This window comes from Pseudomonas sp. FBCC-B545 (assembly GCF_059134095.1).
In genome coordinates, this window is record NZ_CP101441.1 from 5,057,238 (window position 1) to 5,070,520 (window position 13,283).

Genomic DNA, 13,283 nt, shown 5'->3' on the forward strand with positions numbered 1-13,283 from the left:
GGCTGATACACCGCTATCGGGAGCAAGCCCCCTCCCACATTTTTTGTTCTCAGTGTTCTTTAGAGTGGTGGTTTAGCTCGGCGGGCCTTGAAGAATTCGCTCAACACCGTGCCGCACTCCTGGGCCAGCACGCCGCCTTCAAACAGCACCTTATGGTTGAGAAAGCCCTGGGTAAAAAACTGCCCCTGACTCTGCACGATCCCGGCCTTGGGCTCCAGTGCGCCATACACCACCCTTGCGATGCGCGAATGCACGATCAACCCGGCGCACATGCTGCACGGCTCCAGGGTCACATACAGCGTGCTGCCCACCAGGCGATAGTTACTGATCGCCTGGGCGGCAGCGCGGATCGCGACCATTTCGGCATGGGCGCTGGGGTCGTTGCCGATGATCGGGCAATTGAAGCCGCGCCCGATGATTTCACCGTCCTGCACCAGCACCGCACCTACCGGCACCTCGCCCAACGCCGCGCCTTGGGCAGCAAGGGCCAAGGCTTCGCGCATGAAATCCTGATCGCGGCTGCGGTCGATAATTGCCGTGGGGCGAACCTGGCGCATCACACCACCTCGATGGCGGCCATCAGGCCGGTTTCCATATGGTCGATCACATGGCAATGGAACATCCACACCCCCGGGTTATCCGCCACCAACGCCACACGGGCGCGTTCGTTCTTGCCCAGCAGGTAGGTGTCGGTGAAATACGGAATCACCTTGTGGCGGTTCGAAGCGATCACCTTGAAGCTCATGCCGTGCAAGTGAATCGGGTGCTGGTACTGAGTCATGTTCTTCAATTCGAAGATGTAGCTCTTGCCCTTCTCAAGCTTGGCAATCGGGCGGTCGGCGCAGGTCTTGTCGGTGATGTCCCAGGCCTGGCCGTTGATCTGCCACAGGCTCGGCGGCTTGCCGTTGTCGACGTTGACCGACACCGAACCGACCCATTCGAAATTGAAGTTGAGTTTCTCGGCATTGGCCAGGTCCGGCTCGGCAATCGGGTTGGCCGGTAATGCCGGTGGCCACTGGGTGGGCGCGTCGGTATTGGCCACCGAACGAAAGGTGCCAAGACGCACGGGGCCGTTGCGGATCGACAGTTCTTCACCCGCCGGCGGCGCCTTGATCGCCAGGCAGATACGCATGCCCGGGCCCAGCCAGTATTCCTTGCCCAACGGGCGCGGCTCGATGGGGTTGCCATCCAGCGCGTAGATCTGTGCTTCGACGCCAGGGATGTTAAGACGATAAGTCAGGGTGTTGTCGAGGTTGAGCAGGCGCACCCGGGTAATCTGCCCGGCTGGGAGATCGACGACTGCCTGGGACACTCCGTTGATTGTCGACAAGCGCCCCGCCGTACCGCCACGCGCTGCTTCACGGGGAATGCTGAAGGCGACGAAGGCGCCCTCTTCGTCCACATGCCAGCTTTTCAAGCTGAGGGTGCGCTCGTAGTTGAAACCGGTGGGCTCGCGCTCTTCGATGATCAGCGGGCCGACCAGGCCACGGCCGAGTTCTTCGCTGCTGTTTACATGGGGGTGATACCAGTAGCTGCCGGCGTCGGGCACACGGAATTGATAGTCGAAGTATTCGCCCGGCAATACCGGCAACTGCGAGACGTAGGGCACGCCGTCCATTTCCAGCGGCAGGCGGATGCCGTGCCAATGGATGGTGGTGGCAACCGGCAGGTGGTTGATGAAGCGTACCCGCAGCCATTCGCCTTGGCGCACGCGCAGCTCGGTGCCAGGCGCCGAAGGGCCGAATGCCCAGGCCTCGGTCTTGTGCCCTGGCACCAGCTCCACATCCAGCGGCGCGGCAATCAGTTGGTAATCGCTTCCTGCGTTGGCATCGGCAACCTTGCCCAGCCAGTAGCGGTAGGCGCCACCAGCCCCCACACCGACTACTGCCAGGCCGGCAAGGCCACCGAGGATCTGTCGACGGGAAAACGATTGGGACACAACAACCTCACGTATCTGCCGCAGGCACGGGGCCTGCAAAGGGCAGATACGATACACCCGCGGGCGCTAAACAGTAAGGGTTCGCATGTGGGAGGGGGCTTGCTCCCGATAGCGGTGTATCAGACAAAAACTTAGTGGCTGACACTTCGCTATCGGGGGCAAGCCCCCTCCCACCTTGGATCTTCATTGTTTTTTAGTGCTTGGCAGCCGCCAGGATCAGGGCCTTCATCTCGGCAACCGCACCTTTGAAACCAACGAACAACGCATGCGCCACCAGCGCATGACCAATGTTCAGCTCGTTGATGCCCTTGATCGCGGCCACCGCTTCTACGTTGTGATAGTGCAGACCATGGCCGGCATTGACGATCAGGCCTTCGTTGAGCCCGCAGTTCACGCCGTCGATGATGCGTTGCAGCTCATCAGCCACTTCGGTCGGGGTGGTGGCATCGGCGTAACGGCCGGTGTGCAGTTCGATGGCCGGGGCACCGACACGGCGCGAGGCTTGGATCTGGCGTTCGTCGGCGTCGATAAACAAGGACACTTCGCTGCCGATCTTCGACAGCCGCTCCACGGCGGCCTTGATCCGCGCTTCCTGGCCAGCGACATCGAGGCCGCCCTCGGTGGTCAGTTCCTGGCGGGTTTCCGGCACCAGGCAGATATGCGCCGGGCGGATGCGTTCGGCAAACGCCATCATTTCTTCGGTAACACCCATTTCGAAGTTCATGCGCGTTTGCAGCACGTCCTTGAGCAGCAGCACATCACGCTCCTGGATGTGGCGGCGATCTTCGCGCAAGTGCACGGTAATGCCGTCGGCCCCCGCTTCTTCGGCGTCCAGCGCGGCCTTGACCGGGTCAGGGTAACGGGTGCCCCGGGCCTGGCGCAGGGTGGCGACGTGATCGATGTTGACGCCAAGAAGAATGCGATTGCTGGTGGTCACGGAAGCGCTCCTGAAAAGGGAAAGAATCGGTGCACAGCATACACGGGGATGTCAGGGCTTTCGAAACAACTCGCGACTGACCAGCGGCCGCCCGCCCAGATGCACAGCCAGGGCCTGGCGCATCAAACGCTTGGCGGCGGACAAGGCACCCGGCGCAGTCCAATCCGCGTCACTCATGGCCAGCAGCTCGGAGCCCTGGAACAGGCCCGGTTGCAGCAGGTACACACGCTCCAAGCCGGCGTCCACTTGCAGGCGGTACATCCCATCGGCGGCGATGGGATCGCCGTGCAGGTCGTTACTCAGTTCGAAGCCGTAGCCAAGGTCGTCGAGCAAGCGCCATTCGAAGGCGCGCAGCAACGGCTCCAGGGGCCGGCCTTCGGCCAGGGCCAGCAACGTGGCGGCATAGTGATCGAAGACCGCCGGGTGCGGGTCTTCGGCGGGCAACAGGCGGATCAGCAGTTCATTGAGGTAAAGGCCACTGAACAGTGCATCCCCATTTAGCCAGGCGCTGGTGCCGACGCTTTCCAGGCGGCCGACGTTCTTCAGCTCGCCCTTGCCGCGAAACTCCACATCCAGGGCCACGAAGGGCCGCGCCAACGTCCCCGCCTTGCCTCGCGCACTGCGCAACACTGCACGCAGGCGGCCTTGGGGCGTGAGGAAATCCACCAGCGCGCTGGTCTCGCGATAGGCGCGGCTATGCAGGACGTAGGCGAGTTGGCTGGGAGGTGGGGACTGGGACATGGGTGCTCACTGCTGGCATGCATTTTTGAAAACGACACAAACCCAATGTGGGAGGGGGCTTGCCCCCGATTGCAGTGTGTCAGTCACTTAATGGTTAACTGACCCACCGCTATCGGGAGCAAGCCCCCTCCCACATTTTTCACCCCTGTGGTGCATTCGAGACCTTACAGGTCGCCATAGCCCAGGGAGCGCAATGCACGCTCGTCATCGGACCAGCCGCCCTTCACCTTCACCCACAGGTTAAGCATGATCTTGGAGTCGAACAGCAATTCCATATCCTTGCGCGCTTCGGTGCCGATGCGCTTGATGCGCTCGCCCTTGTCGCCAATGATGATTTTCTTCTGTCCGTCACGTTCAACAAGGATCAGCGCATGGATATGCAGAGTCTTGCCCTGCTGCTTGAACTCTTCGATTTCCACGGTGATCTGGTACGGCAGCTCGGCGCCCATCTGGCGCATGATTTTCTCGCGCACCAGTTCGGCGGCGAGGAAGCGGCTGCTGCGGTCGGTGATCTGGTCTTCCGGGAAGAAGTGCTCGTTCTCCGGCAGGTAACCGGCGATCACACGCTCCAGGGCTTCGAGGTTGTGGCCGTGCTGGGCCGAGATCGGCATGATCTGGGCGTTCGGCAGTTGTTCCTGCAGCCAGCTTAGGTGCGGCATCAGTTCGGCTTTGTCTTCGATGCGATCGGTCTTGTTCAACGCGACGATCAACGGGCCGGTGACGTACTGCACGCGCTCGAGGACCATCTGGTCTTCGTCGGTCCACTTGGTGCGGTCGACCACGAAGATCACCACGTCGACGTCTTTCAACGCCGCCGAAGCGGTCTTGTTCATGTAGCGGTTCAGGGCTTTCTCGCCGCCTTTGTGCATGCCCGGGGTATCGACGTAGACCGCTTGCACGTTGCCTTCGGTCTTGATGCCCAGCATGTTGTGGCGGGTGGTCTGGGGCTTTCGCGAGGTGATCGCGAGCTTCTGGCCGAGGATGTGGTTGAGCAGCGTGGACTTGCCCACGTTCGGGCGGCCGACGATGGCAACATAGCCACAGCGTGTTGCGGTTGAATCAGTCATGGCCATTCTCCACGCCCAGGGCAATCAGTGCTGCAGCGGCCGCTACCTGTTCGGCAATACGACGGCTCACACCCTGACCTCGGCTTTTTTCGTTCAATAAGGTGATTTCACATTCCACGAAGAACACGCGGCAATGAGGCTCACCCTGGATATCCACCACTTCGTAGCGTGGCAGTTCGCAACCGCGGGACTGCAGGTATTCCTGCAGGCGGGTCTTGGGATCTTTGTTGGTGTCGACCAGTGTCAGGCTTTCGATTTCCGAAGCCAGCCAGGCAACCACGCGCTCCTTGGCCGTCTCCATTCCTGCATCGAGGTAGATCGCACCGATCAATGCTTCCAGGGCATCGGCCAGAATCGACTCGCGACGGAAACCGCCGCTTTTCAACTCACCGGACCCTAGCCGCAGGTACTCGCCCAGGCCGAAACCTCGGGCCAGCACGGCCAGGGTCTCGCCTTTCACAAGGCGAGCCCGCAGGCGCGAAAGCTGGCCTTCGCGCGCTTGCGGAAAACGCTCGAACAGCGCCTCACCAGCGGCGAAATTGAGGATGGCATCACCGAGGAATTCCAGGCGCTCGTTATTGCGCCCTGCAAAGCTGCGGTGTGTGAGGGCAAGGACCATCAATTCCTGGTCCTTGAAGGTATAGCCGAGCTGGCGCTCGAGACGGCTTAGAGAAACGGTCACGGTTTATCCATATCTAGTTGGTGGCACCGGCGGCCATCGACGATTGACGCAATGTTCAAATTCACATCCTGATTGGTGCTGCATGAGGCCGGACGGTTAATTGTCCAAGCCCCAGAAAAGCATTCGGCGCTGTGTTCACAGCGCCGCCTGTATTACTTGATCAGCCCGACCCGCGAGAAGTTCGGCAGGTGGCTGAGCTTGGGTTCCGGCCAACTCATCCAGACCGCGAAGGCTTTGCCGACGATATTCTCGTCGGGCACCATGCCCAGCAGGTCCTTGGGAATACTGGGGTCATCCCAGTAACGGCTGTCGTTGGAGTTGTCGCGATTGTCGCCCATCATGAAATAGTGCCCGGCAGGCACTTTCCACTCACCATCAGGCATCGCACGGTAGCGGCTCATTTCCTTGCGGATTTCGTGTTCCACCGCACCGAGTTTTTCCTGGTACAGCTCGGCGCTGCCCAGGGTGTTGGGCTCGGCGCCCAGCAGCTTCTCGGCCACCGGCTCACCGTTGATCAACAGGCGCTTGTCGCTGGTGTAGCGCACCACATCGCCCGGCAGGCCGACGACACGCTTGATGTAGTTGACGTTCGGGTCGCTTGGGTAGCGGAACACCATCACATCGCCGCGCTGCGGGTCACCGACCGGGATGACTTTCTTGTCGATCACCGGCAGGCGAATTCCGTAGGAAAACTTGTTCACCAGGATGAAGTCGCCCACGTCCAGGGTCGGTTTCATCGACCCCGAAGGGATCTGGAACGGCTCTACCAGAAACGAGCGCAGCACCAGCACGATGAACAACACCGGGAAGAACGATTTGCCGTATTCAACCAGCAAGGGCTCTTTGTTGAGCTTCTCGACCACCACCGCATCGGGCTGGCTGACGCTGCCCTGATAGGAAGCGATGGCTGCCCGCCGACGCGGGGCGAAGAACAGCAGATCGAGCAACGCCAGGAAACCACAGACGGCAACGGCGATGACCAGCAACAGCGGGAAATTTAGTGACATAGGACCTAACTATCCAACCTGAGCACCGCAAGGAAGGCTTCTTGTGGAATTTCCACGTTGCCCACTTGCTTCATGCGTTTTTTACCGGCCTTTTGCTTCTCAAGCAGCTTGCGCTTACGGCTTACGTCACCGCCGTAGCATTTGGCCAGTACGTTCTTTCTGAGAGCCTTGACGGAGGTCCGCGCAATGATCTGCCCGCCGATGGCGGCCTGGATCGCGACGTCGAACATCTGGCGCGGAATCAGTTCTTTCATCTTCTCGGTCAACTGGCGACCTTTGTAGTGCGCGTTGTCCTTGTGCACGATCAGTGCCAGGGCATCGACCTTGTCGCCGTTGATCAACACATCCAGTTTCACCAGATTAGCCGATTGGTAACGGTCGAAATGGTAATCCAGCGAAGCATAGCCGCGACTGGTGGATTTGAGTCGGTCGAAGAAGTCCAGGACCACTTCGTTCATCGGCAAGTCGTAGGTCACTTGCACCTGGGTACCGAGGAACAGCATGTCGTGCTGTACGCCACGCTTTTCGATACACAAGGTAATCACGTTGCCCAGGTGTTCCTGTGGCACAAGGATATTGGCGCGCACGATCGGTTCGCGCATGTCTTCGATGGAAGACAGGTCTGGAAGCTTGGACGGGTTATCGACGTAAATCGTTTCACCGGTTTTCAGCGCCAGCTCAAAAATAACGGTCGGTGCCGTGGTGATCAGGTCCAGGTCGTATTCGCGCTCCAGGCGCTCCTGGATGATCTCCATATGCAGCATGCCCAGGAACCCGCAGCGGAAGCCGAAGCCCAGGGCATCGGAGCTTTCCGGGGTGTACTGCAGCGACGAGTCGTTGAGCGTCAGCTTCTGCAAGGCTTCACGGAAGTCTTCGAAGTCGTCGGAGCTGACCGGGAACAGGCCGGCGTAGACCTGCGGCTGGATACGCTTGAAGCCCGGCAGCATGGCGACGTCGGGGGTAGAGCTCAAAGTCAGGGTGTCACCTACCGGCGCACCGTGGATGTCCTTGATACCCGCGATGATGAAGCCTACTTCACCGGCTTTCAGATCAGTGGTGGCGGTGTGCTTGGGGTTGAATACACCGACGCTGTCCACCAGGTGGATCTTGCCGGTGGACTTGACCAGGATCTTGTCGCCCTTCTTTACACGGCCATGGCGCACGCGTACCAGGGAGACAACCCCCAGGTAGTTGTCGAACCAGGAATCGATAATCAACGCTTGCAGCGGATCTTCGTAGTTGCCGGTTGGCGCAGGAATGGTCTTGACCAGGCGCTCGAGCACTTCGTCGACGCCCAGGCCGGTCTTGGCGCTGCACTCGACGGCGTCGGTGGCGTCAATGCCGATGATTTTCTCGATTTCTTCCTTGACGCGATCAGGGTCTGCTTGAGGCAGGTCGATCTTGTTCAGCACCGGCATGACCTCCAGGCCCTGCTCGATGGCGGTGTAGCAGTTAGCCACGGACTGGGCTTCAACGCCCTGGCCCGCGTCCACTACCAGCAATGCGCCTTCGCAGGCTGCCAGGGAGCGGCTGACTTCATAGGTAAAGTCGACGTGGCCTGGGGTGTCAATGAAATTCAGCTGGTACTTGATACCGTCTTTGGCGGTGTAGTACAGCGTCACGCTGTGGGCCTTGATGGTGATCCCGCGCTCGCGCTCAAGATCCATGGAGTCCAGGACCTGGGCTTCCATTTCACGCTCGGCAAGGCCGCCGCACATCTGGATAAACCGATCGGCCAGCGTCGACTTGCCATGGTCAATGTGGGCGATGATGGAGAAATTGCGGATATGACTCAAATCACTCACGGATCAACACTCAAAAAGGCTGCAGGCAGATTGCCCGCTGAAAAATAGCCGGGAATTGTACCTGATGCTCAGGCCAGGCGTCATCTTTGGTGACCAGAACAAAAATGCCCCACTCATGGGAGCGGGGCATTTTTTGTGCATAAGCGCGACGTCAACCGGCCCGGCGCAGCAGCCAGAACCCGGCCACGGTACAGATGGCCGTCGGCACCAGCACCGCAAACAGCGGCGAGAAACCGAACACCAGGCTCGAGGGCCCGAGCAAATCCTGGGCGATGCGGAAGGTAAAGCCCACCAGCACGCCGGTGAATACGCGCTGGCCCAGGGTTACGGAGCGCAACGGCCCGAAGATAAAGGAGATCGCCATCAACACCAGCGCGGCGGTAACCACCGGCTGCAGTACCTTGACCCAGAACGCCAGCCAGTAGCGGCCATTGTTCAGGCCCTGGTCCTTGAGGTAATGGATATAGCTCCACAAACCGGAGATCGGCAGGGCTTCCGGAACCATGACTACCGTATTGAGCAATTCCGGCTTAAGGGCGATATCCCATTGCTCGGTCGGCACGTTGATCACTTCGGTGCTGGATTTGGTGCCCTGGCCCACATTACGGAAGTAGGTGGTGGTGACATCAGTCAGTTGCCACTGCTCGGCACTGTACTGCGCACGCTTGGCAAAGCTGGAGGACAGCATGTGCCGTTCTTTATCGAACGTGTAGCGGGTCACTCCGATCAACAGGCCGCCTGGCTGCACGGCGTTGATATGGATGAACTCATCACCCTGGCGGTGCCACAGGCCGTGCTTGGCGCTTTGCGCATCGCCAGACCCTTGGGCCAGGGCGCGATTGGCCTGGGCGGTGGCTTCCGCCGGGGGCGCGATGTATTCGCCGATCAGCACGCTGCACGCCATCAGCAGCAGCATCGGCTTCATTACCGCCCAGACGATACGGCCAATGGAAACGCCGGCGGCGCGCATGATGGTCAGTTCGCTGTTGCTGGCCAGGGTACCCAGGCCGATCAGGCAACCGATCAGCGCTGCCATCGGCATCATGTCGTAGAGACGACGCGGCGCAGTCAGTGCCACATAGCTCAGTACATCCGAGACCGTATAGGTGTCGGTGACGTTGCCCACTTCATCAATGAAGGCGAACAGCAAAGCCAGGCCGAGGATGATGCCCAATACCGCCAGGATGGCGATCAGTACGCTGCTACCAATGTAGCGATCAAGCTTAGCCACGAGCCAACTCCTTCAGGCCACGACGGCTCTTCATTTTCAAACGGATAGGTTCCCAGTAGAGCAGCCCCAGGCCGATCACCAGGAAAATCCCATGCACCCACCACAGGCCCAGCACCGGCGGCACCTTGCCTTTCTCCAGGGAACCACGAGCGGAAATCAGGATAGTCAGGTAGGCCATGTACAGCAGGATCGCCGGCAGCAGCTTGAGGAAACGCCCCTGGCGCGGGTTGACGCGCGACAGCGGCACGGCCATCAGGGTCACGATAAACACCAGCAGCGGCAGGGAGATGCGCCATTGCAGCTCGGCGATGGAGCGCAGCTCCTGGCTGCCGATCAGCGATGAGGTCGGCAGCGCGTCGCGGTCGGTGACCTCGTCGCTGATCTCGGGCTTGGGCAGCATGACGCCGTAGGTGTCGTACTTGATCGCCCGATAGTCCGCCAGACCGGGGCTGCCGTCGTAGCGATAGCCATTTTCCAGGATCAGGTAGCGGTTGCCGTCGGGGCGCACTTCCTGGCGCCCGCTGTCGGCCACCAGAATCGAAATGCCACGGTCCTTCTGGTTCTGGCCGAGGTTTTTCTGGGAGATGAACACACCGCCGAGGTTGGAACGGTCATCGGTCATGGTTTCGGTATAGGTCACCCGCGTGCCATCGTTGAGCGCCTGGAAGCGGCCGGGCTCGAGGGTGTCGAATTCGGTCATCGCATCCTGTTTGTTCAGCAGCAGCTGGAACTGCATGGCGCCCTGGGGCGCCAGGCTCATGCTCAACCAGGCTACCACCAGGGCAACGCCGGCGGCCGGCACCATGGTCATGGCCAGCAGGCGCTGCTGGCTCATGCCGGTGGCCGACAGCACGGTCATTTCACTCTCGAGGTACAGCCGGCCATAGGCCAGCAGTATGCCGAGAAACAGCCCGAGCGGCAGGATCAGCTGCAGCATGCCGGGCATCCGGTAGCCCATGATCAGGAACAGTGAACCTGGATCCAGGGCGCCAGCGGCGGCCTGGGCCAGGAACTTGACGAAACGACCACTCATGATGATGACCAGCAACACCGCACTCACGGCACTCAGGGTCAACAGGACTTCGCGGGACAGATAACGGAAGACGATCAAACCAGACACTCCAGGGTTGTCAGGCTAAGGCGGCCAAACAAGCAAGCATACCGAGTCAGCCCGTTTGCGCGGGCCGGCTAAAAAGATGGGGCATTATCCTGTGATTGTTCGCGCCTGTCACTGCGCAACCTCACGCGCACGCACAAAGCGTGCGCCAAGGGTTGTCAGGCTCCGCCGGCGAGGTTCAAACTGCGGCCTTTGTCGCGGGCGGCTTACAACGCCGCCAAGCTTTAAAGCCTGGGTACAAACGCCAGGCTCACCGACCTTTATAAGGGACCCGAAAATGGAACTGGTTGTAAAAAGCGTTAGCCCCGAAACGTTGAAAACCGCCACCCTCGTGGTCGCTGTCGGCGAAGGCCGCAAACTCGGCGTCGCCGCCAAGCAACTGGACGAACTGAGCGGCGGCGCGATCAGCGCGGTGCTCAAGCGCGGCGACCTGGCCGGCAAGGTCGGCCAGAGCCTGCTGTTGCAGAGTCTGCCGAACCTCAAGGCTGATCGCGTTTTGCTGGTGGGCGTGGGCAAGGACGCCGAATTGGGCGACCGTCCATTCCGCAAGATCGTCAGCGGCATCCTCAGCACCCTCAAGGGCCTGGGCGGCACCGATGCGGTACTGGCACTCGATGAAATCATCGTCAAGGGCCGTGACAGCTACGGCAAGACCCGCCTGCTGGCCGAAAGCCTGGTGGACGGCGGCTATACCTTCGACCAGTTCAAGAGCCAGAAGGCCGAACCTCGCGCCCTGAAGAAGATCACCCTGCTGACCATCAAGGCCGCGCAGGCTGAAGTCGAGCGCGCCGTGACCCACGCCCAGGCGATTGCCAAAGGCATGTCGTTCACCCGTGACCTGGGCAACCTGCCGCCGAACATTTGCCACCCGACTTTCCTCGGCGAACAGGCCAAGGCGCTGGGCAAGGAGTTCAAGGGCCTGAAAGTCGAAGTGCTCGACGAGAAGAAGATCAAGGAACTGGGCATGGGCTCGTTCTATGCCGTGGGCCAGGGCAGCGACCAGCCGCCACGCCTGATCGTGATGCAATATAACGGCGCCAAGAAGTCCGAGAAGCCCTACGCCCTGGTGGGTAAAGGCATTACTTTCGACACCGGCGGCATCAGCCTCAAGCCGGGCGCCGGCATGGACGAGATGAAGTACGACATGGGCGGCGCCGCCAGCGTGTTCGGCACCCTGCGCGCGGTGTTGGAACTCAAGCTGCCGGTCAACCTGGTGTGCATCCTGGCGTGTGCCGAGAACATGCCGAGCGGCGGCGCTGCCCGCCCAGGCGATATCGTCACGACCATGAGCGGCCAGACCGTGGAAATCCTCAACACCGACGCCGAAGGCCGCCTGGTGCTGTGCGATGCCCTGACCTATGCCGAACGCTTCAAGCCACAAGCCGTGATCGACATCGCTACCCTGACCGGCGCCTGTATCGTTGCCTTGGGCTCCCACACCTCGGGCCTGCTGGGCAACAACGACGAACTGATCGAGCAACTGCTCAGCGCAGGCAAGGCCGCCGATGACCGTGCCTGGCAACTGCCGCTGTTCGATGAGTACCAGGAACAGCTGGACAGCCCGTTCGCCGACATCGCCAACATTGGTGGCCCGAAAGCCGGCACCATCACGGCGGCCTGCTTCCTGTCGCGTTTTGCCAAGAACTTCAACTGGGCGCACCTGGACATCGCCGGCACGGCCTGGACCAGCGGCGGCAAGGACAAGGGCGCCACTGGTCGTCCAGTACCGCTGCTGACCCAGTACCTGCTGGATCGCGCCAAAGCCTAAGCGCCACCGGCCCTTCTGTAGGAGCGAGCAAGCTCGCTCCTACAGGACTGGCGGGCCAGCACCAGGAACTGCAATGACCCAAGTCGACTTCTATATATTGCCCAGCGCCGATCCCCTTGCACGCCTGGACTTTGCCTGCAAACTCACCGAAAAAGCCTGGCGCATGGGCCACCGCATCTATCTGCATTGCAGCGATGCCGCCCAACGTGACGAACTGGACGCCCGACTCTGGCGCTTCAAGGGCGAAAGCTTCGTGCCCCACGGCCCCGCCGAATCCGAACCTGAAAGCCTGGTCGTCCTGGGTTTGGGCGACAGTTGCGGCAATCACCAGGACCTGCTGGTCAACCTCGACCTGAAAGTACCGGCCTTTGCCAAGGCGTTTGCCCGCGTGGCGGAAGTGGTGGTGGAAGACCCGGCTATTCGTCAGGCCGCGCGGGAGAGTTTCCGTTTCTATCGCGAACAGGGCTATTCTCTGCAAGATCACCGGCTACAACGACTTTGAGCAAACGATGGACACTCCCAACCCGCTGAAAAAAGACGACCACCTGCTGGACGACCTCGAGTCTATCCGCCAGTTGCTGGGTGATGACAACCTGCAGCCGCCGCTGCTGACCGACACGGTCGATGGCGAGGTACAGATTCCGCTGCTGTTCGATATGGTCAGTGGCAAGCCCGTTGCCTCGGAGCCTGTCGCCGAGCCCGCGCCCGCAGCTGAAAAAGCCCCCGACGCCCTGCTGCTGCACCTGGACAACGAACTACGCGCCGCCGCCCAATTGATCATGCAAGACGTGATCGACGATTTTGCGCCGCATATCGAAACCGAGATCAAGCGGCGGATGGATGCGCGCATGGAACGATTGCTCAGCCAGTACCAGTCCTGAACCACACTGATATTTCCTGTGGGAGGGGGCTTGCTCCCGATAGCGGTGTATCAGCCGATGATTCGGTGGTTGACACTCAGCAATCGGGAGCAAGCCCCCCTCCCACAT

13 protein-coding genes are annotated in these 13,283 nt (G+C 60.7%); 3 read left to right on the plus strand and 10 right to left on the minus strand.

What is annotated here, in order from left to right; translation table 11 throughout:
* Positions 1–59 precede the first annotated feature (59 nt).
* From tadA to lptF, 10 genes are all read right to left on the minus strand, one after another.
* Positions 60–557: a tRNA adenosine(34) deaminase TadA gene (tadA, locus tag NMB39_RS23375; protein ID WP_198720066.1), complete on the minus strand. Its 498-nt coding sequence runs from the start codon at positions 555–557 to the stop codon at positions 60–62.
* On the minus strand, positions 557–1,939 hold the full coding sequence (locus NMB39_RS23380; protein ID WP_043048671.1) for a multicopper oxidase family protein: 1,383 nt from the start codon (positions 1,937–1,939) through the stop codon (positions 557–559). Before NMB39_RS23380 ends, tadA begins: the two co-directional genes overlap by 1 nt.
* Before the next feature lie 193 nt (positions 1,940–2,132).
* The gene (gene pdxJ, locus NMB39_RS23385) at positions 2,133–2,876 is read right to left on the minus strand and encodes a pyridoxine 5'-phosphate synthase (protein WP_057021452.1); all 744 of its coding nucleotides are present in this window, start codon (positions 2,874–2,876) and stop codon (positions 2,133–2,135) included.
* Between the two features lie 51 nt (positions 2,877–2,927).
* On the minus strand, positions 2,928–3,617 hold the full coding sequence (recO, locus tag NMB39_RS23390; RefSeq protein WP_057021453.1) for a DNA repair protein RecO: 690 nt from the start codon (positions 3,615–3,617) through the stop codon (positions 2,928–2,930).
* A 164-nt stretch (positions 3,618–3,781) separates the two neighbouring features.
* The gene (gene era / locus NMB39_RS23395; RefSeq protein WP_029297473.1) at positions 3,782–4,684 is read right to left on the minus strand and encodes a GTPase Era; all 903 of its coding nucleotides are present in this window, start codon (positions 4,682–4,684) and stop codon (positions 3,782–3,784) included.
* Entirely contained in the window at positions 4,677–5,366 is a 690-nt protein-coding gene (gene rnc / locus NMB39_RS23400; RefSeq protein WP_003188856.1) for a ribonuclease III, read from the minus strand. The genes era and rnc overlap by 8 nt, the downstream gene beginning before the upstream one ends.
* Before the next feature lie 152 nt (positions 5,367–5,518).
* Positions 5,519–6,373: a signal peptidase I gene (gene lepB, locus NMB39_RS23405; protein WP_494340003.1), complete on the minus strand. Its 855-nt coding sequence runs from the start codon at positions 6,371–6,373 to the stop codon at positions 5,519–5,521.
* Positions 6,374–6,378: 5 nt separating this feature from the next.
* Positions 6,379–8,178 (minus strand): translation elongation factor 4, encoded by a 1,800-nt coding sequence (lepA, locus tag NMB39_RS23410; protein ID WP_043048666.1) that lies wholly within the window; start codon positions 8,176–8,178, stop codon positions 6,379–6,381.
* A 151-nt stretch (positions 8,179–8,329) separates the two neighbouring features.
* On the minus strand, positions 8,330–9,409 hold the full coding sequence (gene lptG / locus NMB39_RS23415) for an LPS export ABC transporter permease LptG (RefSeq protein ID WP_057021455.1): 1,080 nt from the start codon (positions 9,407–9,409) through the stop codon (positions 8,330–8,332).
* Positions 9,402–10,520, minus strand: a complete 1,119-nt coding sequence (gene lptF, locus NMB39_RS23420; protein WP_057021456.1) for an LPS export ABC transporter permease LptF — start codon at positions 10,518–10,520, stop codon at positions 9,402–9,404. Before lptF ends, lptG begins: the two co-directional genes overlap by 8 nt.
* 283 nt (positions 10,521–10,803) lie before the next feature.
* Between lptF and NMB39_RS23425 the strand changes: the two genes are divergently transcribed.
* From NMB39_RS23425 to NMB39_RS23435, 3 genes are all read left to right on the plus strand, one after another.
* Complete coding sequence (locus NMB39_RS23425; protein ID WP_057013047.1) at positions 10,804–12,294, plus strand: leucyl aminopeptidase; 1,491 nt, start codon at positions 10,804–10,806, stop codon at positions 12,292–12,294.
* A gap of 73 nt (positions 12,295–12,367) precedes the next feature.
* Positions 12,368–12,796, plus strand: a complete 429-nt coding sequence (locus tag NMB39_RS23430; RefSeq protein WP_057021458.1) for a DNA polymerase III subunit chi — start codon at positions 12,368–12,370, stop codon at positions 12,794–12,796.
* A gap of 7 nt (positions 12,797–12,803) precedes the next feature.
* A complete protein-coding gene (locus tag NMB39_RS23435; protein WP_124399474.1) occupies positions 12,804–13,175 on the plus strand; it encodes a DNA polymerase III subunit chi in 372 nt (123 codons plus the stop codon).
* Positions 13,176–13,283 lie beyond the last annotated feature (108 nt).